The following is a 26,959-nucleotide window of genomic DNA, read 5'->3' on the forward strand; positions in this document are numbered from 1 at the left end:
GTTTTCAGGCCGCAAAAACACTTTCTCAGTTACACGCGTTACACCTAAACCTCTTGCGCATCACATTTACCGCAGCACAGCCGCGATAACGTTTCGTTGTCCCGGATGAAATGCTTTACTCATTGTTTTAACGCTGCTTATCAGCAAGGAACTTGAGGTAAAGCATGGCAGAATTCAATTCGCGCTCATCCCGAACCGGGGCAGAAGCGTCGGGGATCAGCAAAAAACGCGTCTGGGCGATCGTCGGCGCATCGTCGGGTAATCTGGTCGAATGGTTCGACTTCTACGTCTACTCATTCTTCTCACTCTATTTTGCGCACATCTTCTTTCCCAAAGGCGATACCACCACGCAGCTGCTGCAAACCGCAGGGGTATTCGCTGCAGGGTTTTTGATGCGTCCTATTGGCGGCTGGCTGTTTGGCTATATCGGCGATCGGCACGGTCGTAAAAAATCGATGCTTATCTCAGTATGCATGATGTGCTTCGGTTCGCTGGTCATCGCCTGCCTTCCTGGCTATGGAACTATCGGCATCGCGGCGCCGGCGATCCTGCTGCTGGCGCGCATGTTTCAGGGACTGTCGGTGGGCGGCGAATATGGCACCAGCGCCACCTATATGAGCGAGGTGGCGCTGGAAGGACGCAAAGGATTTTACGCCTCCTTTCAGTACGTTACGCTTATCGGCGGCCAGCTGCTGGCCGTGCTGACGGTAGTGGTACTGCAGTTTATTCTCAGCGAAGACGATCTACGCAGCTGGGGCTGGCGCATCCCCTTTTTCCTCGGCGCGATCCTGGCGGTTGTGGCTCTCTGGCTGCGGCGATCGCTGCATGAAACCTCAGATAATCAGAGCCGCCATCATAAAGACGCCGGCAGCATTACCGGTCTGCTGCGCAACCATACGCGCGCTTTCCTGATGGTGCTGGGTTTTACCGCAGGCGGCTCGCTGAGCTTCTACACCTTTACCACTTACATGCAAAAGTATCTGGTGAACACGGCGGGCATGGATGCGAAAAGCGCCAGCGGCCTGATGACCGCCGCGCTGCTGGTATTTATGCTGATACAGCCGATTATCGGCGCGCTGTCCGACAAAATTGGCCGTCGGGGTTCGATGCTTATATTTGGCGCGGGCGCCGCTGTCTGCACCGTGCCCATTCTCACTGCGCTGCAAAGCGTGCAAAGTCCGACCGTCGCCTTTTGCCTGATTATGCTGGCGCTGCTGATCACTAGCTTCTATACCGCCATCAGCGGCATCCTCAAGGCAGAGATGTTTCCGCCAGAGGTGCGCGCGCTTGGCGTCGGCTTATCCTATGCCGTAGCCAATGCGATATTCGGCGGTTCGGCGGAATATGTCGCGCTGCTGATGAAGCAACAGGGGATCGAAACCACCTTCTTCTGGTATGTGTCGGCGATGGGCGCGCTGGCGTTTCTGGTGTCGCTGCTGCTGCACAGGCGCGGCAAGGGTATCAAGCTGTAAGGGGAATATGGCGGAACCAGGCGGGCGGAAAAACAGCGCGTTGTGACAGGGAAGCGGTTGCCTGCGGCGGTCAGCGCCGCAGGCAAAGCATCACAGAATACGGCTAATCAGACGGTCGATACGAATACGGCGCAGACGACGAATCAGCTTGCGCACCTTCGCTGGATAGTCAGAAATGCTTTCCAGATCGCGAAAATGCTTCACCACCTCAGTATGCGTGCGGATTAGCGCCAGCTCTTTTTCACGCTGCTCGGCGAGCTGCTGCAGCGGATCGTGGATCAGCACCGCATTTTCCAGATCGAGACGCCAGGCGCGCGGGTTGAGGTTATTGCCGGTAATCAGCATCCACTCGTCATCGACCCAAATGCCTTTCAGGTGATAGCTGTTCTCGCCATCCTTCCACAGGCGTACCGCCAGCTGTCCGTTATCAACATAGTACTGCAGACGGCTAAGGAAGCGGCGCAGATTGATCTCATAGAGATAGGGCAATGCGCCGATAATTTTAAACGGCTGCTCAGGCGGAATATAAAAATCGTTGGCGGTTTTATCGCCGACGATAATCTCGACCTCTTTGCCCTCGCGCAACAGATGAATAATGCTGCGCACCAGAATGGCAGGCAGGTTGAAGTAAGGCGTACAGATGGTGAGCTTCTGCTCGGTGCACGGCATCAGGTGAAAAATGGTTTTATTGAGCAGGCTGCGTTTGCCTAGCCCAACCAGCGGGGTAACGGTCAGCTCTTCGTTATGGCCATCGCCGGTGAACTGGTAGTTGAAGCCGCGCAGATCCTGGCGGAACTGGCGCGTCTCATTTTTGATTTCCGGGCTGGACGGGCGCTCTTCGCGATCGAGGCGGTTGACCGCTTCAGACTGCTTAAGATTGACGTTAATCCACTCATACATGGTGTCGGCCAGCTGCGGATTGCGAATCAGCTGATAACGATCGTAGCGATACTTATCGTGCTGATGCAGGTAAACGTCGTTAATGCTGGCGCCGCTGTAGAGCAGCGTATCGTCGATGATAAAACCTTTCAGATGCAGCACGCCGAGCGCTTCGCGCGTATTGACCGGGATCCCGTATACCGGAATGGCGATATCCGCATGCTGCGTCGCCATCTCGCAATACCAGTCGGCATTGGTGACGCCGCGCGCTGCGCCGATGCGCCCGCGCTGGGCGCGATGCCAGTCGACCAGAATGCTGATATCCAGCTCAGGACGCGCGCGTTTCGCCGCATAGAGCGCATCCATTACCGCGCGGCCGGCATCGTCGTTTTCCATGTAGAGCGCGACGATGCAGATACGGTGCTGCGCCGCCGCGATCTTTTCCAGCAGCGTGCGACGGAAGTCGGCTGGCGAGTAGAGCGTTGTCACATCCGCGGGGGATTGTGACAGCTTCGGCAACTGTGCGAGGTGTTGTTGATGCTTATTGCGTTTGAATTTAGTCAGCATCGCAGTGCGCTTCTTCTCGTTTCATTGCATGGCCTTTTGCCATCAAATCAGGGTCATAACGGTAAATAATAACATCAACCTGGTGCGGTCGGCCATTTTTTACCTTTCTCTACAAGGTTAGCTGATGTCCCTGTGTAAGGGTAAATTGAGGCTGACGATACCTTCATCGAGCTGAACCTCCACCCCAAATCCCAGCTTGCGCGCCAGGGTAATCATGCCGCGGTTGTGCGGCATGGTGATCCCGTTGAGCTGCTGCAGACCATGATCGCGGGTATAGCGGATCATTTTTTCCAGCAGCCGCCGCCCCATGCCGAGCCCTTTTAAATCGGATCGCACCAGCACGGAGAACTCGGCGTCGATATTGTCGGCGTCGGAAATCGCGCGCGTGACGCCAATAATCTCGCTGCTCGCCTGCTGCTGGCGCACCGCGACGAAAGCCATTTCGCGGTCATAGTCGATTTGCGTCATATTGGCGAGATCCTCATGGGTGAACTCGTTGATCTCGCTGAAGTAACGGTAGTAGAGATCCTCTTTGGTGACACGTGCGATAAAGGCGCGCAGCAGCGGCTCATCTTCCGGCAGGATAGGGCGGAACAGACAGCTCTGCCCATCTTTCAGCGTCACCCGCTCTTCAAGCTGCTGCGGATAGGGGCGTATCGCCAGCCGCGCTTCGTTGTCGCCGCTGAACGGCGCCAGATCGAGGGTGACGTCCAGCAGGGTAAACTCGCTGCCCGCCGCCAGCAGCGGATGAATGTCGAGCCGCTGGATCTCCGGGCAGTCCACCACCAGGTTAGAGACCTGCACCAGCAGCTGGCTGAGCGCCGGAATATCCAGGGTGTCGAGCCCGCCGCGACTGCGGATCTTGCCGCTTTTGATCGCCTGAATCACCAGATAGCGCGCCAGCGTCATGTTAAGCGGCGGAAGCGCCACCGCCGCCTGTTTGTCCGCCTGCCACTCTACGCCGCCTTCGCCCAGCAAAATCACTGGACCGAACAGTGCGTCCTGCTGCACCACGACGCGCAGCTCCTGCGCCCCGGCGCGGTTTGCCATGCTCTGCACCAGCAGCCCTTCGATGCGCGCCTGCGGCAGCGTCTGCTTTACCCGATCGACGATCGCCTCAGCCGCCTGTTGCACTTCCGCGGCGTTGCGCAAATAGAGCATCACGCCCTGAACCTCCGACTTATGCGCGATATCGGGCGAGCGCAGCTTGAGCGCCACGGGATAGCCGATACGTTCGGCAATAGCGACCGCATCAAGGCTGTCGCTGGCAATCCAGGTCGGAAGCGTCGCCAGTCCATACGCCTGCAGCACCGGCTGCACCTCATGGGTGTCGAGGGTGGTGACGCCCTTCGCCAGCGCCTGCGACAAGAGCTGATGCGCCTGGGCGCTGTCCTGCGTCAGGCTGGCGGGCAGCGCTGGAGTTTCGCGCAGCTGTTTCTGGTTGCGACGGTACTCCACCTGATGCATAAAGGCCGTCACCGTGCCTTCCGGGGTACGCCAGGTAGGAATGCCCGCCTGAGTAAAGGCGCGCCGCGCCGCCTGCGAGGAGAACTCGCCGCACCAGTTGGTCAGCAGCGTAACCTGCTTGCCGCGCGGATGGGCGGCAATAGACTGAATGATCTGCTGCGCCGATTCGGTGGCGGGCGCCACCGCGCTGGGCGCATGGATAATCATTAGCGCATCAAGCTCATGGCTGCCCAGCAGAATATTCAGGCAGTCGCCATAGCGCTGCGGCGTAGCATCATCTTTCAGGTCGAGCGGATTGCCGCGTCCGACGTCTTCCGGCAGTAGCGCCGCCAGCGCCGCCAGCGTCTCTTCGCTCAGCACGGCAAGCTTGCCGTTGCGCGCATAGAGTTCGTCCAGCGCCAGCGCGGCAGGCGCGGCGCCGTTGCTGACGATCATCAGCCTGTCGCCGCGCAGCGGGCGCATATGGCTGAGTGATTCTACGGCGGTAAAGAGTTCGTGAGTATCCTGCACGCGCAGCAGGCCGGCGCGCTGGATCGCCGCATCCCAGGCAGCGTCTAGCCCACTGTGGGTGCCGAGCAGCGCCTGTGCCTGATGGCTGCGGCCGCTTTTGATCACCAGGATCGGTTTATTGCGCGAGGCGCTGCGCGAGGCAGAGACAAAGCGCCGCGCGTCGCTCAGGTGTTCGAGATAGAGCAGAATGGCGCTGGTTTTGCCGTCGCGCGCCAGAAAATCGAGCAGATCGTCAACGTCGGTATCCAGGCTATCGCCCAGCGCGATAAACCATGAGAAGCCCAGGTTGCGCTGCTGGGCCCAGTCGAGAATCGTATTGGAGACCGCCGCCGACTGAGAGATAAAAGCGATACGCCCTTTTTCTATCGGCACCGGCGAAAAGCTGGCGTTGAGTCCCTGCCAGGGCGCCAGCAGCCCGAGGCTGTTAGGGCCGAGCAGGCGAATCTGCCACTGCGCGGCGCAGCGCTTGAGCGCTTCCTGCTGGCTGGCGGGCGCGGAGAGGATAATGCAGGCCTTGCACCCTTTTTCGCCCAGCTGCTGCAGCAGCTCAAGGTTGCGTTTCGCATGGGTGCAGATCACCGCCAAATCGGGCGCGAACGGCAGGCTGTCGATGGTGGGCCAGGCGAGCACGCCGCTGACGGCTTTATATTTGGGCGTCACCGGCAGCACCGGGCCGCTAAAACCGCCCGCCAGCAAATTGCGCATCATAAAGTGACCGGCACGCCCCGGCCTGTCCGAGGCGCCGATCACCGCAATGGATTTAGGTCGTAACAGCGCTTCCAGCCCGCGTTGGCTCATCCCACTCTCCCGAAGTCGACTGGCATGATTGTAATCGCTTTTAACGCGCTTTGCCGGTTCAGCGATTGCAGGGTGAGAGCCGCGCCAGCATTTACGCCGCCAGGCGCGCTACAGGCTTTCGGCGATGATGCTCTGATGGGCGGGATGATGCGGTTTGCCCGCCAGGTAGGCGTGGCGGAAATGCTCGAAATGCTGTCGTAATGCCTGCGCCGCCGCCAGATCGCCAGCCTGTTCCAGCAGCGCAGCGGCCACTTCGGCGGTGCAGTGCTGGCCTTCGCCATGCGCTTCGCGCAGGGTATAGCGCGACGGCGCGGTGACGTTGAGCGACATTACCGGCAGCGCATCGAGCCAGGGGCTTTTGCGAAACATTTTGCGCGCTTCGGTCCAGGTGCCGTCGAGCATGATAAACAGCGGCGGCTTGCCGCTCAGCGGCGGCGCGGTCAGCACCTCGCGGCCGGGATCGGCATAGGAGGCGGGAAAGACCACCATCGGCTGATAGTCGGGATGCGCGACGGCGCTAAGCAGCGCGGGGTCGGGCTCGGTGCGCGACCAGCCGAACGCCTCGGTCTGGGGTAGAATATCGGCAATCAGCCGCCCGGTGTTGCTGGGCTTCATCGGCTCGGTATCGAACATCACCAGGCAAAAGCGGCTGCGCGCGCTTTGCGGCTCAATAGTGGCGCACAGGCAGTTTTTCTGCGGCAGCAAACAGCGCTGGCAGCGCACGACGCGGTTGCCTCGGGCGAGAAAAGGGCGAGTGGCGCGAGCAAGGCGTTGCGCACGCAGGCGGAGAACGGCGTTATCAGTCATGGCTCAGGGAGAAAAGTAAAACGCTAGTGTAATCGAAGCGCGTGCAAAAAGAAAAAGGCCAGCGCGGCTGGCCTGAGAATGGGGAGAAAAGTCCGAAGAGGCTTACAGCGATTCATCCAGCCATTCGTTAAAGGGAGCCTTAGGCATCGCGCCGTTCAGCATGTCCACCATCTCGCCCTTCTTAAAGATCATAATAGTCGGAATGCTGCGGATGCGAAAACGCGCGCTCAGCGTGGGTTCCGCTTCGGTGTTCACCTTGATGAAACGCACCTGGCCGCTTCGCTCCTGCGCTACTTCTTTAAACACCGGCGCGAAGTTAACGCAGGGGCCGCACCAGGGCGCCCAGAAATCGACCACTACCGGCAGATCGTCCTGCAGATATTTATCGAGCGTATCGGCGGTCGCGTTAGCGACTTCGCCATTAAACAGATTGCTGCCGCAGCGGCCGCATTTCGCTCCATCGGCAACGCGCTCGGGAGGAACGCGATTGGTTGCCTGACAGGAAGCACATACCGTATTCATAGTTACCTCAAAGGGTTTGCAGGTGCCAGTCTTGTAAATATTGTCCATTATGAGAAGGTTGCGAACCGCCCTCAAACTGGATTGTCCAATAGGTTCAATAGTTGATAGCTAAGCGCTAATACATCAGGTAATCTGCGCGCTCTCAATGCAGGAGGAACAGATGAACGACGAATTTAAAGGCAAAAGTGGCAAGGTAAAAGTGATGTACGTGCGAGATGAGGGCGAGTCAGGCTCACGCGCGCCGAACCCGCGTACCGGTAAAGGGGGTGGCCGCCCAGCCCGTCAGGAAGATTCTCGTCGTTCCTCTGGCCCAGGCCGCCGCAGCGAAGAGGGCGGCAGCCGCAAGCCGCGCAGCGATGAAGGCAGCCGTGGTCCTCGCCGTGATGAAGGCAGCCGTCGTCCTCGCAGCGATGAAGGCAGTAGCCGTCCTCGCAGCGACGAAGCCTTCTCGCCCTGGCGTACCGTGTCGCGTCCGCCGAGCGAGCGCGCGTCCGTAGAAGAGAAACAGCCGGAGCAGGGCGGCAAAGTCGCTATCGATCCGGAGATGATCCGTCGTCAGCGTCAGGAAGAGACGCGCGTCTACGGCGAAAACGCCTGTCAGGCGCTGTTCCAGAGCCGCCCCGAAGCGATCGTGCGCGCCTGGTTCGTGCAGAGCGTAACGCCGCGTTTCCGCGACGCGCTGCGCTGGCTGGCGGCGAACCGCAAAGCCTATCACGTCGTTGAGGATGCCGAACTGGCGAAGGCCTCCGGCACCGAACACCACGGCGGCGTCTGCTTTATTATCAAAAAACGCATGGGCATGGCGGTCAGCGAGTGGCTGAGCCAGGCCGGTGAGAAAGATTGCGTGCTGGCGCTGGAAGATGTCAGCAACCCGCACAACCTGGGCGGCATTATGCGCAGCTGCGCGCATTTCGGCGTAAAAGGTTTGCTGGTGAATGACGCCTCGCTGCTAGAGTCGGGCGCGGCGGTGCGTACTGCTGAAGGCGGCGCTGAACACGTTCAGGCGATCAGCGGCGAAAGCTTTGCCGCCGGTCTGGAAGCGTTCCGCAAGGCGGGCTATACCATTGTCACCACCTCCAGCCATGAAGGCACGCCGCTGGCGAAAGCCGAGCTGCCGGCGAAGATGGTGCTGGTGCTGGGGCAGGAGAGCGAAGGCCTGTCCGACAGCGCGTTCCAGCAGGGTGATATCAGCCTGTCGATCGGCGGCACCGGCAATGTCGAGAGTCTTAACGTCTCGGTGGCCACTGGCATTCTGCTGGCCGAATGGTGGCGCCAGAACGCATAAAAAAACGGGCCGAAAGGCCCGTTTTTGTTTCTGTCCTTGTAAGGCTTTGCGCTTCTGCCTATACCACCCACTTTTTCATGTCAGCGCTGTTTACCGACGTCTTAATCAGTGCGCGCCGCCGCCGCCGCTGCCGGAACCAAACGGCGGGCGGGCAAACCAGATCAGCACCAGCAGAATCAAAAACACCCCGGCCGACGCCCAGAAGATCTCGTTGGCGGAGATAATTAACCCCTGGTTGGTGATCTGCTGCGCGATATAGGCCGATGCCTGCTGATGGCTCATTCCCATACCTTCCAGCTGCGTATACATCTGCTGCGCATTAGGATTGTAGGGGGTAATCGACTCGGTAAAGGTGCTGTGGTGCATCGATTCCCGGTTAGTCCACATAGTGGTGGTAATCGAGGTGCCGATCGAGCCCGCCAGCGTACGCACGAAGTTCGACAGGCTCGACGCTGCGGCCAGCCGCTCGGGCGCCAGTCCCGAAAGGGTAATGGTGGTGAGCGGCATAAAGAAACAGGCGACCGCAAAGCCCTGGATAAACTGCGGCCATGCCGACGCGCCAAAGTCCATCGAGGGTTCGAAGGTATAGGCGCGCCAGTAGAAGCAGACGGCGTACATGATAAAGCTGAAGGTCACCAGCCGACGCATATCCAGCTTGTGGGCGAAGCGGCCGATAATCGGCGACAGGATCACCGGAATAATCCCTACCGGCGCGGACGCCAGACCGGCCCAGGTCGCCGTGTAGCCGTATACCTCCTGCAACAATTGCGGCAGCAGCACAATCGAGCCGAAGTAAAGCATATAGGCCAGGCTAATGGAGAGGCAGCCGATGGTGAAGTTGCGCGACTTGAACAGCGCCAGATCGACAATCGGGTGATCGTCGGTCAGTTCCCACACCAGCAGCACCGCCAGCGACACCACGGCGACCACCGTCAGCACGACAATCTCGGTGGAGTTAAACCAGTCAAGCTCCTTACCGCGGTCCAGCATCACCTGCAGGCAGCCGATGCCCACCACCAGCAGCACCAGACCCACCACGTCGATAGGACGAACCTCGGTGCGGGTTTCGCGGCCGCGCAGCGTCTGCAGCGTTAACATCACCACCACCGCACCGATCGGCACGTTGATAAAGAAGATCCAGCCCCAGTGGTAGTTATCGCTGATCCAGCCGCCGAGAATCGGCCCGCAGATAGGCGCGACGATCACCGTCATCGCCCACAGCGAGAGGGCGATGCTGCGTTTAGCGGGTGGATAGTTGCTGAGCAGCAGGCTCTGCGACAGCGGGATCAGGGGACCGGCCACGATACCCTGCAGGATGCGGAAGAAAATCAGCATCTCCAGGCTTTCCGACATGCCGCACGCCCAGGAGGCGAGGGCGAACAAAATCGTCGCCCAGGTAAAGAGTTTTACTTCGCCGACGCGCTTCGCCAGCCAGCCAGTAATCGGAATGGAGATGGCGTTCGCCACCCCAAACGAGGTAATGACCCATGTGCCCTGCGAGTTGGAGGCGCCCAGATTGCCTGCGATGGTCGGGATCGCCACGTTAGCGATGGTCGAATCCAGCACCTGCATAAAGGTCGCCAACGACAGCGCGATGGTCATCAGGACCAGCGGCGCGCCTTCTAGCGGTTTTTGTGCCATGACAGCCTCCGCGTAATCATCCGGCGTTGGCGCGAACGATATCAGTGATCAGCTGGTTCACCGGCGCCAGGTCGATCGCCAGCGCATTGCTGCTGTAGGCGGCCTGCTGACGAACGCTGGTGGCGAGGGCGCTGCCGTCTTTATTGGTGGTGTCGACTTTCACCAGCGTCGACAGACCAATACGCAGCGGATGCTTCGCGATATCGTCCTGATTAAGCTCGATACGCACCGGCAGACGCTGAACCACTTTGATCCAGTTGCCGGTGGCGTTCTGCGCAGGCAGCAGCGAGAAGGCGCTGCCGGTGCCCATATCCAGACCGACCACTTTGCCGTGATAGACCACGTCGTCGCCATAAATATCGGCCACCACCGTCGCCTCCTGTCCGATGCGCACGCCGGCCAGCTGCGTCTCTTTAAAGTTAGCGTCGATCCACAGATTGGTGGCGGGCACCACCGCCATCAGCGGCGTGCTGGTGCTGATTTGCGAGCCGACCTGCACGCTGCGGCGCGACACATAGCCATCCATCGGGCTGCGAATATCGGTACGCTGCAGCGCCAGCCAGGCGTCGCGCAGTTCCGCGGCGGCCTGTTTTACCGCCGGCTGCTCTTCCAGCGAGGTATTGAGGATCATCGCCTGGTTAGCGTTGTACTGCTGCACCGCCACGTCGAGCTGCGCTTTCGCGGTAGCGACCGCGTCGCGCGAGTGCTGCAGCTCTTCACGGCCGATCAGGTTAGACGCCCCCAGCGGCTCGCGGCGTTTCAGATCCGCTTCCGCCTGCGCCAGCGCGGTTTGCTGCAGCGCGATGCTCGCCTGATACTGCTTCGCGTTGATCATCAGCTGATGGGTCTGACGCACGCTGGTGGCCAGCGCGGTCTGCGCTTTTTCAAACGCCTGCTCGGCGTCGGTTTTATCCAGCGAAACCAGCACGTCGCCTTTCTTCACGAAATCGGTATCGTCGAACCAGACCTTGTTAACGCTGCCCGACACCTGCGCCATGACCTGCACCTGATTTCCGGCCACGTAAGCGTCGTCTGTTTCCTGAAAATGGCGCAGCACCAGGAACCAGTAAACGCCCCAGGCGATGCCAGCCAGCACAAAAAGCAGCGCCAGCAGAATCAGCACTTTTTTACGCGTCTTCTTTTTTTGGGCTGGCTTTTGCGGGCTTTGCGCCTCCGCTGTTGCACTCATCTCTGTCTCCAACTGATTCATATGCCGGGGCGCGATTGTCCCTTTTCACGGAGCCCGAGTCGAAAAAAGCCAGCGACAAGGCGCTGGCCGGATAAAAGGGGATTAAAATAACGGTTTCGACAGGTGATTGTGTCGCAGTTCTTGCTATTAGCGAGAGAGGGAGGCGATGACCTGGTCTTCGTCCATTTTATCGAGACGATTGAGCAATTTACGCGTGATGCCTTCCAGCTGCGACTTCTCGTCGTTCGACAGCGAAGACCAGAGATATTGCAGGCTCTGATGCTGAGGCGGCAGCAGCTGACGCAGGAACTCATTCCCTTTTTCGGTAAGATGCAAATGGAGGCAGCGACGATCGTTATCGCTCTCGCGACGCTCGATCCAGCCGCGCTTCTCCAGCTCATCGGCGATGCGCGTGGCGTTGGTGCGCGAAGAACCCAGCGCGGCGCTCAGCTCGGAGGGCTGAATGCTCTGGTTTTCCTGCGCATCCAGCGTAATCAACGCCATGAATAAGGTTTCGTTAATTCCCTGCGCCTTTAACATCTTATTGCGATTTTCCAGCAGCTTTCCCTGCATGTGCATGCACAAACGCGTCAGAATGATTTCGTGCAGCGGGAAATCTTTGTGGCGGTTTGCGCGGATGTTAAGCATCTGTTCAATGGGAGTAAACGAACTTTCCATTATAAAAAAACCTCACTAGTTGCAACTAATATAGTAACGATGGTGACAGATTAAGCGTAGTCATTTTTACTCCGCGCAATTGTTCATAAGATCACACTGTCGTCATCAGGTGGTTCCAGGCCGCTCCCTGACCCTGGGCACGAAACCCTCGTCCACTGCTGCTTATCGCCGCAGGGCACGATATCTAAACGGGAAGAAACTTTTTGTTTGCTAAATGATTTCGCAAGAAAAAATAACTTGTGTGAATAGGTTTGTTGCTAACAATAACAAAACTAACCATTCGTGACCAGACTCAATCACATGTTTGGTAGTTTATTTACTTACTTAAGTGGGTTTCGAAGCGGTAACCGCGCCACCAAATCAGCAGGTTGAGCAGCGTCATTACCACGCCAGCGGCGCATACGCCGTACCACCCGGCAAAGTGAAAGGCGTTGGCGGAGAGCACCGAACCAAACGCGCCGCCGATAAAATAGCTGGTCATATAGCCAGCGGTAAGGCGATTGCGCGCCTCGGGCATCTGACTATAGATCACGCTCTGATTGGTGATATGCACCCCCTGAACCGCCAGGTCGAGCAGCAGAATGCCGGCAATCAGCGCTGCCAGTGAGTGCGCGCCCAGCGCGGTCATCCCCCATGAGGCGAGCATAATCAGCAGGCCCAGCGTTGTGGTTAGCCTGGCTTTGCCTTTATCCGCCAGCGATCCGGCCTGACGCGCCGCCAGCGCGCCCGCCGCGCCGACCAGCCCCAGCAGGCCGATTTCTCCTTCAGAGTACCCGTAAGGCGGCGAGGCGAGCAGAAACGCCATTGATGTCCAGAGCACGCTAAAGTTGGCGAAAGAGAGACAGCCGGTCCAGGCGCGGGTGCGAATCACGCGATTTGTCCTGTAGAGCTGGAAAATCGATTTCAGCAGCTGCGGATAGTTCAGCGATACCGTGGGCTTAACCTGCGGGAGAAAACGCCACAGCGCCAGCGCCATCAGCACCATCAGGACGCTGGCGGTCCAGTAAACGGTGCGCCAGCCGCCCAGTTGGGCCAGCGCGCCCGCAACGGTCCTCGCCAGAAGAATGCCGAGCAGCAGACCGCTCATAACCGTGCCGACGATTTTGCCGCGTTTTTCCGGCGGCGCCAGCGTCGCGGCGAGCGGCACCAGGATCTGCGCCACCACCGAGAACAGGCCGGTCAGCACCGTGCCCAGCAGCAGCAGCGTAAAAGAGGAGGAGGTGGCGGTCATCGCCATGCCGCCCGCCGCCAGCAGGCTCATGCCGACAATCAGGGCGCGACGCTCAAGCATATCGCCAAGCGGCACCAGCAGCAGCAGACCGCAGGCGTAGCCAAGCTGCGCCGTGGTGACGATAAAGCCCGCCATGCTGACGGAGAGGTTGAAGTTGTGGGCGACGGTATTGAGCAGCGGCTGCACATAGTAGTTGCTGGCCACAGAGAGACCGGTGGCGACAGACATCAGCAACACCAGCGCAGGCGTCAGCGTATGGCGATGAGCATTCATTTATCAGGAGCGCAACGATTGATTATCATAATCGGGTAATAGTAACCCAAAAAACTATTTCACCGGTGTGTAATTTGACAGGACGTACCAGTCGGTTCAGCGGAAAGGCAGGGTATGGAAGACGAAGGGGCAGAGCATACCGCCCCTGGAGTGTGTTGTAATCTATTTGGCGGCCGCGAGCGCGTCCTGAATCCAGCGATCGAACTGCTGCTGGTGAGCGTTGATCCAGCCGTCGACGTGGCGGTTGATATCCGCTTCAGACGCCTGACCGGCATGCATCGCCGCATTTTCCGCATTGATATCGGTAATCGGCAGCTTCATCTCGGCAAACAGCGCCGCCGCGGCCGGGTTTTTCTCCGCCCAGGCTTTGTTAGCCACGATATGCATGGTATTGACCGGGAAACCGTAGTTGGCGCCGTTCGGCAGTTTGGTATCGACCTTGCTCTGCGCGCCCGGCAGCGACGAGAACGGCACCTGCAGCCACACCACGTCGCGCCCTGGCTTCAGCACGTCGCTCAGCCAGTAGGGCGTCCAGGTATAGTAAAGGATCGGCTTGCCCTGCTTAAAGCGCGCCAGGGTATCGGCAACCATCGCCGAGTAGTTGCCCATATTGGCGGTCACGGTATCGCTCAGGCCGAACGCGGCGTTCTGATGATTGATGACCGCTTCGCAGCCCCAGCCGGGCGTACAGCCGGTCATATCCGCTTTGCCGTCGCCGTTGCTGTCGAACAGCTGCGCGATTTTCGGATCTTTCAGCTGCGCGATATTGGTGATGTGGTACTGCTCGGCAGTCTTCTTGTCGATCAGGTAGCCCTGCGCCGCGCCGGAGACGTAAGTGCCTGCGCGATAAAACTTCTTGTCGCCGCCTGCGGCGTTGTACATATCGTCATGCAGCGGCTGCCAGTTGGTGGCGATAAAGGTCAGGTCGCCGGCGGCGAGGGAGGTGTAGGCGACGTTGTAGTCAATTTCGCTCGGCTTTTCGACGGTATAGCCCAGCTTTTCCAGCGCGCGGCTCACCAGCAGCGTCTGGAAGCCCTCTTCGGCGATGGTGCTCTGCGCGGGCTTAACGGTTACGCCTTTGCCCGGCAGATCGGCGGCGTAGGCCTGGGAAAGGGCGAACGTGGTCAGCACGGCGGCGAGGAGAGGTGCGGTCTTGCGCATAGTTATTCCTTATTGTCGGCGTTGCGAGGCGGGCGGCCGCGACGGGCCGCCCGAAAAAATCAGGCTTTGCGGAAAGGGCGCGTCAGCAGGCCAACCGGGCCGGTATGGCTCCAGTGGCGGCTGCCGCGGCTGCGGCCGTCGCGGCCCATGGACTGAGTGAGACGGTCAAGGATAATAGCGAGGATCACGATGCCGACGCCGCCCACGGTGGCCAGCCCCATATCGAGACGGCCGATGCCGCGCAGCACCATCTGGCCGAGCCCGCCAACCGCGATCATCGAGGCGATTACCACCATCGACAGCGCCAGCATCAGCGTCTGGTTGACGCCTGCCATAATGGTCGGCATCGCCAGCGGCAGCTGCACTTTAAACAGCATCTGACGCGGGCTGGCGCCGAAGGACTCGCTGGCTTCGATGAGATCGGCTGGCACCTGCTTGATGCCGAGGATCGTCAGGCGCACCATCGGCGGCAGGGCAAAAATAATGGTCACCACCACGCCGGGCACGTTGCCGATACCGAACAGCATGACGATCGGCACCAGATAAACAAACGCCGGCGTGGTCTGCATCGCGTCCAGCAGCGGCCGGATGATACGGCTCGCACGCTCGCTGCGCGCCAGCCAGATGCCGAGCGGCAGCCCGATGACGATGCAGAACAGCAGCGCGGTCAGCACCAGCGCCAGCGTCACCATCGCCTGCGACCACGCGCCGATCGCGCCGATCAGCACCAGCGAAATTAGCGTCGCGACGCCCATCGCCGGGCTGGCGATCTGCCAGGCGATCAGGGCGAACGCCACAATCGCTACCGGCGCGGGCAGGCTCTGCAGCAGCTGCTGAAAGGCGCTCAGGATATAGTCCACCGGCACGCGCACGCCCTGAAACAGCGGACGGAAGTGATTCACCACCCAGTCGATGCCTTCAGTCACCCAGCGATCGAGTGGGATCAGCGTCTTATGAAAGGGATCGAGCGCATTAAAATGATCCGGCTGCGGCGCAGGCGCGCTGCTCAGCCAGTCGCTGCCGCTGGCGGCAGCGTTATGGGCGGCACCGCCGTCGGGCGTGCCCCAGGCGTCAGCGCCCTGGCTGGCTGGCGCGGCGGCATCCCCCGCGCCGGACCAGGGATCGCTGCTCGCCTGCGCGGCGGCGTCGGCTTGAGGTGCGGCGCTCGCGCTTTCCCACGGATTACTGTTCTGTTGACTCATGACGAAGCTCCCTCACGATCTAAAGCGCGTAACAACATGCCTTTGGAAATGATGCCGACGTACTGATTCTCTTCGCCCACCACCGGCACGGCACAGGGCGCGTGGGCGACGTGGCCGAGCAGATCGTTCAGCGAGGTATCGGAGGAAACGGCGGTCGGCGCCTCAAGCAGGGCGCTATCCAGCCCTTCCCCCGCCGCCAGTGCCGCTTTCAGCGAGTCGGTCGAGACCACGCCGATAAATTTCTGCTTCTCCAGCACATAGCCGAATTCGCGATCCTCATCCTGCAGCAGCTTGATAGCGGAGCGCGGGCCGAAGCCGGGCGCTTTGCGGATCAGCGATCCCGCGCTGCGACGGGCGATATCCTTAGCGCTGAAGACGTGGCTGATATCGACGCCGCGGAAGAAGGTGCGCACATAGTCGTTGGCCGGATTATTCAAAATTTCGTCCGGTGTGCCGACCTGCACCACTTCGCCGCCCTGCATGATGGCGATGCGGTCGCCGATGCGCATCGCTTCGTCGAGATCGTGGGAAATAAAAATAATGGTGCGCTGATGCTTCGCCTGCAGCTTAACCAGCTCGTCCTGCATTTCGGTGCGGATCAGCGGATCGAGCGCGGAAAAGGCTTCGTCCATCAGTAAAATATCGGGATTGATCGCCAGCGCGCGCGCTAATCCAACGCGCTGACGCATGCCGCCGGAAAGTTCGTCGGGCCAGGCATGGGCATAATTCTCCAGCCCGACCTGACGCAGCGCGTCCAGCGCTTTTTCCTGACGTTCCGCCAGCGGCACGCCGGCTAATTCCATGCCGAAGGCGGTATTATTTAGCACGTTCATATGCGGCATCAGCGCAAATGACTGAAAGACCATACTGATCTTATTTCTGCGCACCTCGCGCAGTTCGCTGTCGGATATTTTGGCAATATCGACGCCGTCAATAATTACCTGGCCCCGTGTGGGCTCGATCAGACGATTGAGAAGGCGAACCATGGTGGATTTTCCAGAGCCGGAAAGTCCCATGATGACGAATATCTCGCCTTCTTCAATGGCCAGACTGGCGTTCTTGACGCCCAGCGACAAACCGGTTTTCGCCAGTATTGTCTCTTTGCTTTCCCCTTTCTCAATATATTTAAACGCGCGGTCGGGATTGTCCCCAAATATTTTATAAAGATTTTTTACTTCAAGTTTAATTGCCATGCAGTGTTAAAATCCTGGTTAAATTATTTTGAAGTTCAGCTTTCCTGGTCAAATTTACGCGGGGCATACCGTAACATACTGACACTATCTGACAACCCTGAATGGCAATATTCACTGGGAATGAAGCGGCATGAAAGGAAGAATTTCCAGTGCTCACAAGGGATGAGGGCAGAATAATTTTTTTACCGGCGCGATCCCGATTTATGGCGATTTGGCGTCGTCAGCGGCAAAATTGCCAGAAAAGAACATGCCTGAAAGAGGCAATTAACGTCTCTTTAAAGAGAAATGATGGCGAAATAAAAATGGCGCTTTTGCGAAATAATCGGAGGTCAGCGGGGCGGGAAAAAATAATATTGTCGGGCCGCGACGGGCCCGACGCGGGTCGATTAAAAGTCCCAGTCTTCGTCTTCCGTTTCTACCGCTTTGCCCATCACATAGGAGGAGCCTGAACCGGAGAAGAAATCGTGATTTTCATCGGCGTTGGGCGAAAGGGCGGCAAGAATCGCCGGATTCACCGCGGTGAGTTCAGCCGGAAACAGCGCCTCATAGCCCAGATTCATTAGCGCCTTGTTGGCGTTATAGTGCAGAAAGGTCTTCACCTCTTCCGCCCAGCCGACGTCGGCGTAGAGCGCTTCGGTATAGGCAACTTCGTTGTCATACAGCGCCAGCAGCAGATCGTAGGCGAACTGCTGCAGCGCCTCTTTGCGCGCGTCGTCAACGTTCTCCAGCGCCTGCTGATATTTATAGCCGATGTAGTAGCCGTGCACCGCTTCGTCGCGGATGATCAGCCGAATAAGATCGGCGGTATTGGTCAGCTTGCCGCGGCTTGACCAGTACATCGGCAGCCAGAAGCCGGAGTAAAAGAGAAATGACTCGAGAAATACGCTGGCGATCTTTTTCTTCAGCGGATCGTCGGCGCGGTAGTGCTGCAGAATAATGCGCGCCTTGTTCTGCAGCGCCTCGTTCTCTTCACTCCACCGATAGGCGGCGTCGACGTCGCTGGTGTTGCAGAGCGTGGAAAAGATCGAGCTGTAGGAGCGCGCGTGCACCGCCTCCATAAAGCTGATATTGGAAAGCACCGCCTCTTCGTGCGGCGTCAGCGCGTCCGGCATCAGGCCCGGCGCGCCGATCACGTTTTGAATGGTGTCGAGCAGCGTCAGCCCGGTAAAGACCCGGATGGTGAGCTGCTGCTGCTGGCTGTCCAGCGTCTGCCAGGCGGACAGATCGTTCGACAGCGGCACCTTTTCCGGCAGCCAGAAGTTGCTGGTGAGACGGTTCCACACCTCGAGATCTTTCTCGTCCTGAAGACGGTTCCAGTTAATCGCCTGAATCTGTTGTAGTCGCATAGTTTCCATCACAGGGCGCAGGAAACGCAGCCCTGCACCTCCGTGCCCTGTAGCGCCATCTGGCGCAGTCGAATGTAGTAAAGCGTTTTGATGCCTTTCTTCCAGGCGTAAATCTGCGCTTTGTTGATGTCGCGGGTGGTGACGTCGTCGCGGAAAAAGAGCGTCAGCGACAGGCCCTGATCGACATGCTGCGTCGCTTCGGCATAGGTGTCGATAATCGCTTCAGGCCCGATCTGGTACGCATCCTGATAGAGCTCGAGATTTTCGTTGGTAAGGAAGGGCGCGGGATAGTAAACGCGTCCGGTTTTGCCCTCTTTGCGAATCTCAATGCGCGACACGATCGGGTGGATGCTCGAGGTGGCGTGATTGATATAGGAGATAGAGCCGGTCGGCGGAATCGCCTGCAGGTTCTGGTTATATAACCCGTGCGCCATCACCGCTTCGCGCAGCGCCTGCCAGTCGGCGCGCGTCGGCAGCGCAATTCCCGCCTCGGCGAACAGCCGCGCCACGCGCTCGGTGCGCGGCAGCCAGTCGCGTTCGACATATTTGTCGAAGTAAGCGCCGCTGGCGTAGGCCGAGCGCTCGAAGCCGTCGAAACGCTGTCCGCGCTCGCGCGCCAGCTGATTCGAGGTGCGCAGCGCGTGCCAGGTGACGCAGTAGAAATAGAGATTGGTAAAATCGAGCGCCTCCGGCGACCCGTAGGCGATCCCTTCCCGCGCCAGATAGCCGTGCAGGTTCATCTGGCCCAGCCCGATGGCGTGCGAGCGCTGGTTGCCTTCGGCCACCGACGGCACCGAGCCGATATGGCTCATATCGGAGACCGCCGTCAGCGCGCGCACCGCTATTGCCACGGTATTGGCCAGATCGCCCGAATCCATGGCGTGCGCGATATTCAGCGAGCCGAGGTTGCAGGAGATATCTTTGCCGACGCGGCGATAGCTGAGGTCATCGTTGAACTCGCTGGCGCTGTTGACCTGCAAAATCTCCGAGCAGAGGTTGCTCATATTGATGCGACCGGCGATCGGGTTGCTGCGGTTCACGCTGTCCTCATACATGATGTAGGGATAGCCGGACTCGAACTGGATCTCCGCCAGCGTCTGGAAGAAGTCGCGCGGCTGGATCCAGCGCTTACGGATGCGGTCGTCCGCCACCATCTCCTCATACTTTTCGCTGATGCTGATGTCGCCGAACGCCTGACCGTAAATGCGCTCGACGTCATAGGGAGAAAAGAGCGCCATCTGGCGGTTCTCTTTCGCCAGCTGGAAGGTAATATCGGGGATGACCACGCCGAGCGACAGCGTCTTGATGCGGATTTTCTCGTCGGCGTTTTCCCGCTTGGTATCGAGAAAGCGCAGAATATCGGGATGGTGCGCGTTGAGCCAGACCGCGCCCGCGCCCTGACGCGCGCCAAGCTGGTTGGCGTAGGAGAAGGCGTCCTCCAGCATCTTCATCACCGGAATCACGCCCGACGACTGGTTCTCGATGCGTTTGATCGGCGCGCCGTTTTCGCGCAGGTTAGAGAGCAGAAACGCCACGCCGCCGCCGCGCTTGGAGAGCTGCAGCGCGGAATTCACCGCGCGGCCGATCGACTCCATATTGTCTTCGATGCGCAGCAGGAAACAGGAGACCAGCTCGCCGCGCTGCTGCTTGCCGCAGTTCAGGAAGGTCGGGGTCGCAGGCTGAAAGCGGCCGCTCAGCATCTCCTCCAGCAGCGATCGCGCCAGCGTCTCGCTGCCCTGCGCCAGCGTCAGCGCCACCATGCAGGCGCGCTGTTCGAAGCTCTCCAGATAGCGTTTGCCGTCGAAGCTTTTTAGCGTATAGCTGGTGTAGAACTTCCACGCGCCGAGAAAGGTTTTGAACTCAAAGCCCCAGGCCGCCGCCTCGTCATGAAAGCGGCAGAGAAAGTCGAAGTCGTACTGGTTCAGCACCGCCGCTTCGTAATAGCCTTCGTCGACCAGATAGCGCAGGCGCTCCGCCGCGCTGGCGAAAGCGAGCGTATTCGGCGCGACGTGCTGCAGAAAGAACTGGCGCGTCGCTTCGCGATCTTTGTCGAACTGGATGCGGCCATCGGCATCGTAGAGGTTGAGCATGGCGTTCAGCGCGTGATAGTCGAGCGCTACGCCATTGAGGGTGTCTGTTGTTGCCAAAATTGGATTACTCCCGCTTTAACCGTGGCGATGTCGTCCGGCGTTCCCATTAGCTCAAAGCGGTAGAGCACGGGAACCTGGCATTTTTGCGCGATGATGTCGCCCGCCAGGCAGAAAGCCTCGCCGAAATTGCGGTTGCCCGCGGCGATCACGCCGCGAATGCCGCGCCGGTTCGATTCATCATTAAGAAAGTGAATAACCTGTCTGGGCACCGCGCCGCGACTGCCGCCGCCGCCATAGCTGGGCACCACCAGAATATAGGGTTGACGCTGCTGCAGCCGCGCGGCCAGATCGAGCGGAATGCGCCGCGCCGGCAGACCCAGACGGGTAATAAACCGATGGGTATTTTCCGACTGGCTGGAGAAGTAGACCAGTGGAAACATGGCGCTACTCTTCCACCGCCGCAGGCTGGCGCAGAGCAGCGATTTTGTCTGGACGGAAGCCGCTCCAGTGGTCGTTGTCCGCCATCACCACCGGCACCTGGCGATAGCCGAGCGCTTTTAAGCTGTCGGCGGCTTCAGGCTGCGCGTCGAGATTGATCAGCTGATAGGCGATGCCGTGACGATCCATGGCATTTTTGGTCGCGCTGCACTGGACACAGTTATCTTTGGTGTAAATAATAATGCGCATGATTCGTATTTCCCTTAATTCATGGGCCAGGTGGGATAAGCCGCAGACGATGCTCCTTTTTCTGGACGGCGTCGCGGCTCGCATCTTGTGTCGTGATGATAGAGGGAATACTAGATATAGCGTTATAAAAATTCAAGCACGCTATATATAGGGTTTTCGGCAAAGCGTCGGCAAAAAACGGCTAACGCCAGGCGGCATGGGGATCGGGGCAGGGGAAAGAATTTTGTAAAGACGCCGGGGCAGGAAAAGGGCGAAAAAAAGCCCCGCTTGCGCGAGGCCTTGAGGATCCTGACGAGATTAGCGGCGGCCGACCAGCAGCGCGCCTAACACCAGACCGACCGCGGCGCCGATGCCCACGCCGTGCCAGGGTTTGTCGTGCACGTAGGCGTCAACCTGGTAGCTCGCATCGCGTGCCGCCTGCGATACGCGATTATGACCGCCGTTCAGTTTCGCGCGCGTCTGCTTCAGCAGCGCCTGCGCCTGACTGCGCGCAGAGTCCACCTCATCTTTTGCTTCGCTGCCGTAAGATTTCAGCAGCGCTTCCAGCGAATCAGCGAGATCGTTCACATCCTGGTTAACATCAATGTCATCGTTTTTAGTGGTTCGATTAAACATTTTTTCGCTCCCTTTGATTTTAAACGTAATACTGAGTGTAGACGATGCGCAGATAAACGCATCGGCACATCCGGGGTTTAGGGAAATTCCGAAAGCCGCACGGCGGCGTGCTGTTGTAAGGTTGCGAGGCTTGAAAGAAGAGAGGAGAGAGCATGTATTTACGACCCGATGAGGTAGCGCGCGTTCTGGAGAAGGCGGGATTCGAAGTAGACGAGGTCACGCCCAAAGCTTACGGCTATCGCCGTGGCGACAGCTATGTCTATGTTAACCGCGAAGCCCGTATGGGACGCACGGCGCTGGTGATCCACCCCACGCTAAAAGAGAAGAGTCAGCCGTTCGCCGAACCGGCGTCAGAGATGAAGACCTGCGATCACTACACGCGGTTTCCGCTCTACCTGGCGGGCGAGTCGCAGGAGCACTACGGCATTCCCCACGGATTCAGCTCACGCATTGCGCTGGAGCGCTACCTGCAAAGCGTCTTCGGCTGACGGCGGCCAGCCCCGTCAGCACGGGGCACGGCGCTTTTTTTAGCAAAACCTTATCTTTTATCACGTTGCAATTCCCGGCGGCGACGCGTATAAATCTGCCATATAGATGTTTAGACGTCCATATGGATGAGAAGATGAGCGAGCAGGAAAACCCGTCACGGGAACAATTCAGGCGCACGATGAAAACGCGCCATCTGGTGATGCTGTCGCTGGGCGGCGTTATCGGCACCGGGCTATTTTTCAATACCGGCTATATTATTTCCACAACCGGCGCGGCGGGCACGCTGCTCGCCTACCTGATCGGCGCGCTGGTGGTCTGGCTGGTGATGGTCTGCCTCGGCGAGCTGTCGGTAGCGATGCCGGAAACCGGCGCATTTCACGTCTACGCCGCGCGCTACCTCAGCCCAGCCACCGGCTACACCGTCGCCTGGCTCTACTGGCTCACCTGGACGGTGGCGCTCGGCTCCAGCTTTACCGCCGCGGGCTTCTGCATGCAGTACTGGTTTCCACAGGTGCCGATATGGATCTGGTGTCTGCTGTTCTGCGTTGCCATCTACCTGTTGAATATCATCTCCACGCGCTTCTTCGCCGAAGGGGAGTTCTGGTTCTCGCTGATCAAGGTGGTCACCATCATCGCCTTTATCGTGCTGGGCGCGGCGGCGATGTTCGGCTTTATCCCGATGAAAGACGGCAGCGCCGCGCCGGGACTGGGCAATCTCACCCAGCACGGCTGGCTGCCGCACGGCGTGCTGCCGATTATCATGACCATGGTGGCGGTTAACTTCGCCTTTTCTGGCACCGAGCTGATCGGCATCGCCGCAGGCAAAACCCAAAACCCGCAGAAGGTGCTGCCGCTGGCGATCCGCACTACCGTGGCGCGGCTGATCATCTTCTTCGTCGGCACGGTGCTGGTGCTGGCGGCGCTGATCCCGATGGATCAGGCGGGCATCGTCAAAAGCCCCTTTGTGGTGGTGTTTGAAAAGATCGGCATTCCTTACGCGGCCGATATCGTTAACTTCGTTATTCTTACGGCGATCCTGTCGGCGGCGAACTCCGGGCTCTACGCCTCGGGACGCATGCTCTGGTCGCTGGCGAACGAAAAGACGCTGCCGCGCTGCTTCGCCCGCGTCAATAAACGCGGCGTGCCGCAGCTGGCGATCACCGTCAGCATGCTGGGCGGCGTGCTGGCGCTGCTCTCCAGCGTTATCGCGCCGGACACGGTGTTCGTCGCGCTGTCGGCCATCTCCGGCTTTGCAGTGGTTGCCGTCTGGCTCAGCATCTGCGCGTCGCACTATATGTTCCGCCGCCGTCATCTGGCGCAGGGCAGGGCGCTGAGCGAGCTGCTCTACCGCGCGCCCTTCTATCCGCTGACGCCGATACTGGGTTTTGCCCTCTGTCTGCTGGCGTGCGTCGGACTGGCGTTCGATCCTTCGCAGCGCATTGCGCTCTGGTGCGGCATTCCCTTTGTGCTGCTCTGCTATGCGGTTTACGCTGTCACCCATAGAAAATCCCAGGCTGAGGAGGCCAAAGATGCAGCATAATTTCGTGGCGCAGGCGCTGGCTGAAAGCGACATGCTGATTCTGGACGGCGCGCTGGCGACCGAACTCGAGGCGCGCGGCTGCAACCTGGCGGACGCCCTCTGGTCCGCGAAGGTGCTGATGGAAAATCCTGAGCTGATCTATCAGGTGCACTACGACTATTTCGCCGCCGGGGCGCGCGTCGCCATCACCGCCAGTTATCAGGCGACGCCGCAGGGCTTCGCCGCGCGCGGGCTGGATGAGGCGCAGTCGCTGCAGCTCATTGCCCGCAGCGTTGAGCTGGCGCGGCGCGCGCGCGACGACTACCGCGCCGCAAGCGGCAATCAGGCCGCGCTCCTGGTGGCAGGCTCGGTAGGGCCGTACGGCGCCTTTCTCGCCAACGGCGCGGAATATCGCGGCGACTACGCGCTGCCGGAGGAAGAGATGAAGGCGTTTCACCGTCCGCGCGTGCAGGCGCTGCTGGCGGCGGGCGCCGATCTGCTGGCGTGCGAAACGCTGCCCTCATTTGCCGAAGCGCGGGCGCTGACCGCGCTGCTGGCGGAGTTTCCCGAGGCGCAGGCCTGGTTCTCCTTTACGCTGCGCGACGCGGCGCACATCAGCGACGGCACGCCGCTGCGCGAGGTGGCGGCTTTCCTGCAGGCGCAGCCGCAAATCGTCGCGCTGGGCATCAACTGCGTCGCGCTGGAGCAGGCGACGCCGGCGCTCCAGCAGCTGCAGACGCTGACCAGCAAGCCGCTGGTGGTCTATCCCAACTCCGGCGAACAGTACGACGCCATCAGCAAAACCTGGCACTCCGCGCCGTCGGGCTGCACGCTGCGCGACAAGCTGCCCGAATGGCGCGCCGCCGGCGCACGGCTAATCGGCGGCTGCTGCCGCACCACGCCGCAGGATATCGCGGCGATTGCGCACGGCTGTCAACCGCAATAAAGCGCAGAAAACAGGCGATGATAGGGCGATTAACCACGCAGGGGCGGTTTACACTGCCCTTTCTGACTCTTAAGCGGATCCCTTCATGAAACAGCGACTTCTTATCCTTGCCGCCGCGCTGCTGCTTAGCGGCTGCGCCTCGATTGTCGGCTCGTCGACTCAGGCGGTGCGTATCGACTCGCTGCCGCAGGGCGCGCGCTTTACCGTACAGGATGAGGATGGACGTTCCGTGGCGGAGGGCTATACGCCGCAAACCGTCGAGCTGGCGAAGTCGACCGGCCGCTATTTCGGCAAGAAGCACTATCAGGTGATGCTGGAGAGTCCGGGCTACGTGCCGGTGACGCTGCCGATCGAAGGCAAAGCGAATCTCTGGTATCTGCTGGGCAATATTCCGCTGGGCGGTTTTCCCGGCTGGCTGCTGGTCGATCCCTTTAACGGCGGAATGTACAACCTCCAGCCGGAACATCCGCGGCCCTTCCTTAATCCGGTCGGCGCGCGCGGCTAGCGGCGACTACTGCGCGGTGGGTTTCACCATCGCGCCGCCCGAGCGGAACCTTTCCAGGAACTGATGCTGGAAAATGCACATGCGGATGGTGTTGCGATACTCGCCGTTGATAAAGAACTCGTGCTTCAGCACCCCTTCCGTCTCAAATCCCAGCTTGCTGTAGATGTGAATCGCCTTCTCATTCTCCTGATCGACGATCAGATAGAGCTTGTAGAGATTCAGCACTGAAAAACCGTACTCCATCGCCAGCTTCGCCGCCTGGCTCGCCAGCCCTTTGCCCTGATGCGCCGGATCGATAATGATCTGAAACTCGGCGCGGCGATGCACGTGGTTAATCTCCACCAGCTCCACCAGCCCGGCTTTCTGGCCGTCGTGCTCCACGACGAAGCGGCGTTCGCTCTGGTCGTGGATGTGCTTGTTATAGAGATCGGAGAGTTCGACAAAGGCCTCATAGGGCTCTTCGAACCAGTAGCGCATGACGCTGGCGTTGTTATCCAGCTGATGAACGAAGTGCAGATCTTCCCGCTCCAGCGGGCGTAGCTTAACCGTCATGGTCACCTCTTTGCAGACAGATTTCGCGCGAGTATAGCGCACAAGGCGCGCCAACTCGCGCGACCCTTCATGCGCCGATCTGCTCGACGATGCGCCCCTGCGCCATGCGCGCGGCGCGGTCGCACATATGGTCGATCACGTCGGGATCGTGGCTGACCAGCACCATGGTCAAACCGTCGTCGCGCTTGAGATCGTTCAGCAGGTTAAGGATCTCCGCCTGCACCGACATATCCAGCGCCGAGGTCGGCTCGTCCAGCAGCAGGATCTTCGGCTCCAGCAGCAGCGCGCGTACGATCGCCACGCGCTGGCGCTGGCCGCCGGAGAGCTGATGCGGATAGCGCTCCGCCAGCGCCGGATCGAGCCCGACGTGGCGAAAGCCCTGATCGATGCGGTCGTCGATGCTGTCGCGGCGCAGCAGCTTCAGCGGCTCCGCCAGGGTGCGGCGCAGGCGGTGGCGCGGATGCAGCGAGGCGTAGGGATCCTGAAACACCATCTGCACGTCGCGGCGCAGCTGGCCGGTAAAGGGCTTGCCCGGCGTGACGTCGCTGCCCGCCAGCGCCATTTTTCCCTGCCAGTGCGGATTCAGCCCCGCCATCACCCACAGCAGCGACGACTTGCCGCAGCCGGAAGGGCCCACCAGGCCGAAGCACTCGCCGGCGTTGACCTGCAGATCGACTTCGTGCACCACGGTGCGCAGCTCATAGCCCTGCTTGTGCGCGACGCTCAGCCGTTGAAGATTAATCATGCTTCGCCTCCAGCGCGGCGCGATCCAGCACCGGCAGCGGCTGGCCGTGGGTCGCTTTGCTCGGACGGCACGACCAGAGCGTGCGCGTATAGGGATGGGTGGCGCGCGGCAGATCGGCGGCGGGCAGCGTATCGAGCACGCGGCCTTTATACATCACCATCACGCGCTCGCAGTGTTCGGAGACCTGCTGCAGATCGTGGCTGATCAGCAGCAGACCCATGTTGCGCGCCTCGACCAGGCGACGGATCAGCGCCAGCACCTGATCGCGCATGGCGTGATCGAGCGCCGATGTCGGCTCGTCGGCGATCAAAAAGGCGGGATCGGTAATCAACGCGATCGCCAGCATGACGCGCTGGCCCATGCCGCCGGAGAGCTGGTGCGGATAGCGCTGCATCAGCTGGCGCGGCTGCGGCAGGCCCACGGCGTCAAGCATCTCGCACACTTTCTCTTTACGCTCGCTGCGGCTCAGGCGGCGGTGCAGCAGCAGCGGCTCCTCCACCTGCCAGCCGATGGTGCGCGTCGGGTTAAGCGCATATTTCGGGTCCTGCATCACCATCGCCACCGTATCGCCGCGCAGCGCGCTCCAGGCC

25 protein-coding genes are annotated in these 26,959 nt (G+C 59.9%); 6 read left to right on the plus strand and 19 right to left on the minus strand.

Annotation, left to right across the window (positions count from 1 at the left end; all coding sequences use genetic code 11):
• Positions 1 to 164: 164 nt before the first annotated feature.
• Entirely contained in the window at positions 165 to 1,472 is a 1,308-nt protein-coding gene (locus HA46_RS18535) for an MFS family transporter (RefSeq protein WP_084885970.1), read from the plus strand.
• 90 nt (positions 1,473 to 1,562) lie between these two features.
• Here the strand turns inward: HA46_RS18535 and pssA are convergent, their stop codons facing one another.
• From pssA to trxC, 4 genes are all read right to left on the minus strand, one after another.
• Complete coding sequence (gene pssA, locus HA46_RS18540) at positions 1,563 to 2,918, minus strand: CDP-diacylglycerol--serine O-phosphatidyltransferase (RefSeq protein ID WP_084885972.1); 1,356 nt, start codon at positions 2,916 to 2,918, stop codon at positions 1,563 to 1,565.
• A 117-nt stretch (positions 2,919 to 3,035) separates the two neighbouring features.
• Entirely contained in the window at positions 3,036 to 5,693 is a 2,658-nt protein-coding gene (locus HA46_RS18545; RefSeq protein ID WP_084885974.1) for a bifunctional acetate--CoA ligase family protein/GNAT family N-acetyltransferase, read from the minus strand.
• Between the two features lie 108 nt (positions 5,694 to 5,801).
• Positions 5,802 to 6,500 carry a tRNA-uridine aminocarboxypropyltransferase gene (locus HA46_RS18550; RefSeq protein ID WP_084885976.1) on the minus strand — a complete coding sequence of 233 codons (699 nt, stop codon included), beginning with the start codon at positions 6,498 to 6,500 and terminating at the stop codon, positions 5,802 to 5,804.
• Between the two features lie 102 nt (positions 6,501 to 6,602).
• Complete coding sequence (trxC, locus tag HA46_RS18555) at positions 6,603 to 7,022, minus strand: thioredoxin TrxC (RefSeq protein WP_084885997.1); 420 nt, start codon at positions 7,020 to 7,022, stop codon at positions 6,603 to 6,605.
• A 160-nt stretch (positions 7,023 to 7,182) separates the two neighbouring features.
• Here trxC and HA46_RS18560 point away from each other — a divergent pair, with 160 nt between their 5' ends.
• Positions 7,183 to 8,307 (plus strand): tRNA/rRNA methyltransferase, encoded by a 1,125-nt coding sequence (locus HA46_RS18560; protein ID WP_084885978.1) that lies wholly within the window; start codon positions 7,183 to 7,185, stop codon positions 8,305 to 8,307.
• A gap of 105 nt (positions 8,308 to 8,412) precedes the next feature.
• Here the strand turns inward: HA46_RS18560 and emrB are convergent, their stop codons facing one another.
• From emrB to HA46_RS18620, 12 genes are all read right to left on the minus strand, one after another.
• The gene (emrB, locus tag HA46_RS18565; RefSeq protein WP_033791936.1) at positions 8,413 to 9,948 is read right to left on the minus strand and encodes a multidrug efflux MFS transporter permease subunit EmrB; all 1,536 of its coding nucleotides are present in this window, start codon (positions 9,946 to 9,948) and stop codon (positions 8,413 to 8,415) included.
• A gap of 16 nt (positions 9,949 to 9,964) precedes the next feature.
• Positions 9,965 to 11,137 carry a multidrug efflux MFS transporter periplasmic adaptor subunit EmrA gene (emrA, locus tag HA46_RS18570; protein WP_033791934.1) on the minus strand — a complete coding sequence of 391 codons (1,173 nt, stop codon included), beginning with the start codon at positions 11,135 to 11,137 and terminating at the stop codon, positions 9,965 to 9,967.
• A gap of 147 nt (positions 11,138 to 11,284) precedes the next feature.
• A complete protein-coding gene (gene mprA / locus HA46_RS18575) occupies positions 11,285 to 11,815 on the minus strand; it encodes a transcriptional repressor MprA (protein WP_033754123.1) in 531 nt (176 codons plus the stop codon).
• Positions 11,816 to 12,131: 316 nt separating this feature from the next.
• Complete coding sequence (locus HA46_RS18580; RefSeq protein ID WP_084885982.1) at positions 12,132 to 13,319, minus strand: MFS transporter; 1,188 nt, start codon at positions 13,317 to 13,319, stop codon at positions 12,132 to 12,134.
• Between the two features lie 162 nt (positions 13,320 to 13,481).
• Complete coding sequence (gene proX / locus HA46_RS18585) at positions 13,482 to 14,480, minus strand: glycine betaine/L-proline ABC transporter substrate-binding protein ProX (RefSeq protein WP_033791931.1); 999 nt, start codon at positions 14,478 to 14,480, stop codon at positions 13,482 to 13,484.
• Between the two features lie 59 nt (positions 14,481 to 14,539).
• The gene (gene proW, locus HA46_RS18590; RefSeq protein ID WP_033791929.1) at positions 14,540 to 15,682 is read right to left on the minus strand and encodes a glycine betaine/L-proline ABC transporter permease ProW; all 1,143 of its coding nucleotides are present in this window, start codon (positions 15,680 to 15,682) and stop codon (positions 14,540 to 14,542) included.
• Positions 15,679 to 16,875 (minus strand): glycine betaine/L-proline ABC transporter ATP-binding protein ProV, encoded by a 1,197-nt coding sequence (gene proV / locus HA46_RS18595; RefSeq protein WP_084885985.1) that lies wholly within the window; start codon positions 16,873 to 16,875, stop codon positions 15,679 to 15,681. Before proV ends, proW begins: the two co-directional genes overlap by 4 nt.
• A 386-nt stretch (positions 16,876 to 17,261) precedes the next feature.
• Positions 17,262 to 18,221 carry a class 1b ribonucleoside-diphosphate reductase subunit beta gene (gene nrdF, locus HA46_RS18600; RefSeq protein ID WP_033791958.1) on the minus strand — a complete coding sequence of 320 codons (960 nt, stop codon included), beginning with the start codon at positions 18,219 to 18,221 and terminating at the stop codon, positions 17,262 to 17,264.
• A gap of 8 nt (positions 18,222 to 18,229) precedes the next feature.
• Entirely contained in the window at positions 18,230 to 20,368 is a 2,139-nt protein-coding gene (gene nrdE / locus HA46_RS18605; protein WP_084885987.1) for a class 1b ribonucleoside-diphosphate reductase subunit alpha, read from the minus strand.
• On the minus strand, positions 20,338 to 20,751 hold the full coding sequence (gene nrdI, locus HA46_RS18610; RefSeq protein WP_033791924.1) for a class Ib ribonucleoside-diphosphate reductase assembly flavoprotein NrdI: 414 nt from the start codon (positions 20,749 to 20,751) through the stop codon (positions 20,338 to 20,340). The genes nrdE and nrdI overlap by 31 nt, the downstream gene beginning before the upstream one ends.
• A 4-nt stretch (positions 20,752 to 20,755) precedes the next feature.
• Positions 20,756 to 20,998 (minus strand): redoxin NrdH, encoded by a 243-nt coding sequence (locus tag HA46_RS18615; RefSeq protein ID WP_033791921.1) that lies wholly within the window; start codon positions 20,996 to 20,998, stop codon positions 20,756 to 20,758.
• Between the two features lie 297 nt (positions 20,999 to 21,295).
• Positions 21,296 to 21,613 (minus strand): DUF883 family protein, encoded by a 318-nt coding sequence (locus tag HA46_RS18620; RefSeq protein WP_033791919.1) that lies wholly within the window; start codon positions 21,611 to 21,613, stop codon positions 21,296 to 21,298.
• A 152-nt stretch (positions 21,614 to 21,765) separates the two neighbouring features.
• Between HA46_RS18620 and HA46_RS18625 the strand changes: the two genes are divergently transcribed.
• The 4 genes from HA46_RS18625 to HA46_RS18640 all read left to right on the plus strand — a co-directional run bounded on the left by HA46_RS18625 (position 21,766) and on the right by HA46_RS18640 (position 25,072).
• Complete coding sequence (locus HA46_RS18625) at positions 21,766 to 22,101, plus strand: DUF2002 family protein (protein ID WP_033754097.1); 336 nt, start codon at positions 21,766 to 21,768, stop codon at positions 22,099 to 22,101.
• A gap of 134 nt (positions 22,102 to 22,235) precedes the next feature.
• Complete coding sequence (gene mmuP, locus HA46_RS18630; RefSeq protein ID WP_084885989.1) at positions 22,236 to 23,642, plus strand: S-methylmethionine permease; 1,407 nt, start codon at positions 22,236 to 22,238, stop codon at positions 23,640 to 23,642.
• A complete protein-coding gene (gene mmuM, locus HA46_RS18635; protein WP_084885992.1) occupies positions 23,632 to 24,567 on the plus strand; it encodes a homocysteine S-methyltransferase in 936 nt (311 codons plus the stop codon). The genes mmuP and mmuM overlap by 11 nt, the downstream gene beginning before the upstream one ends.
• A gap of 85 nt (positions 24,568 to 24,652) precedes the next feature.
• The gene (locus HA46_RS18640) at positions 24,653 to 25,072 is read left to right on the plus strand and encodes a hypothetical protein (RefSeq protein WP_048786813.1); all 420 of its coding nucleotides are present in this window, start codon (positions 24,653 to 24,655) and stop codon (positions 25,070 to 25,072) included.
• A 6-nt stretch (positions 25,073 to 25,078) separates the two neighbouring features.
• On the opposite strand, the gene speG is transcribed toward HA46_RS18640, so the two are convergent.
• The 3 genes from speG to HA46_RS18655 all read right to left on the minus strand — a co-directional run.
• Positions 25,079 to 25,624, minus strand: a complete 546-nt coding sequence (gene speG, locus HA46_RS18645; protein ID WP_033791956.1) for a spermidine N1-acetyltransferase — start codon at positions 25,622 to 25,624, stop codon at positions 25,079 to 25,081.
• Between the two features lie 67 nt (positions 25,625 to 25,691).
• Positions 25,692 to 26,369: an ABC transporter ATP-binding protein gene (locus HA46_RS18650; protein WP_033791909.1), complete on the minus strand. Its 678-nt coding sequence runs from the start codon at positions 26,367 to 26,369 to the stop codon at positions 25,692 to 25,694.
• The coding region (locus HA46_RS18655; RefSeq protein ID WP_084885994.1) for an ATP-binding cassette domain-containing protein at positions 26,362 to 26,959 on the minus strand (598 nt) is incomplete at its 5' end. The genes HA46_RS18655 and HA46_RS18650, both read right to left, overlap by 8 nt.

It is taken from the genome of Pantoea septica, from assembly GCF_002095575.1.
GTDB classification, from domain to species: domain Bacteria; phylum Pseudomonadota; class Gammaproteobacteria; order Enterobacterales; family Enterobacteriaceae; genus Pantoea; species Pantoea septica.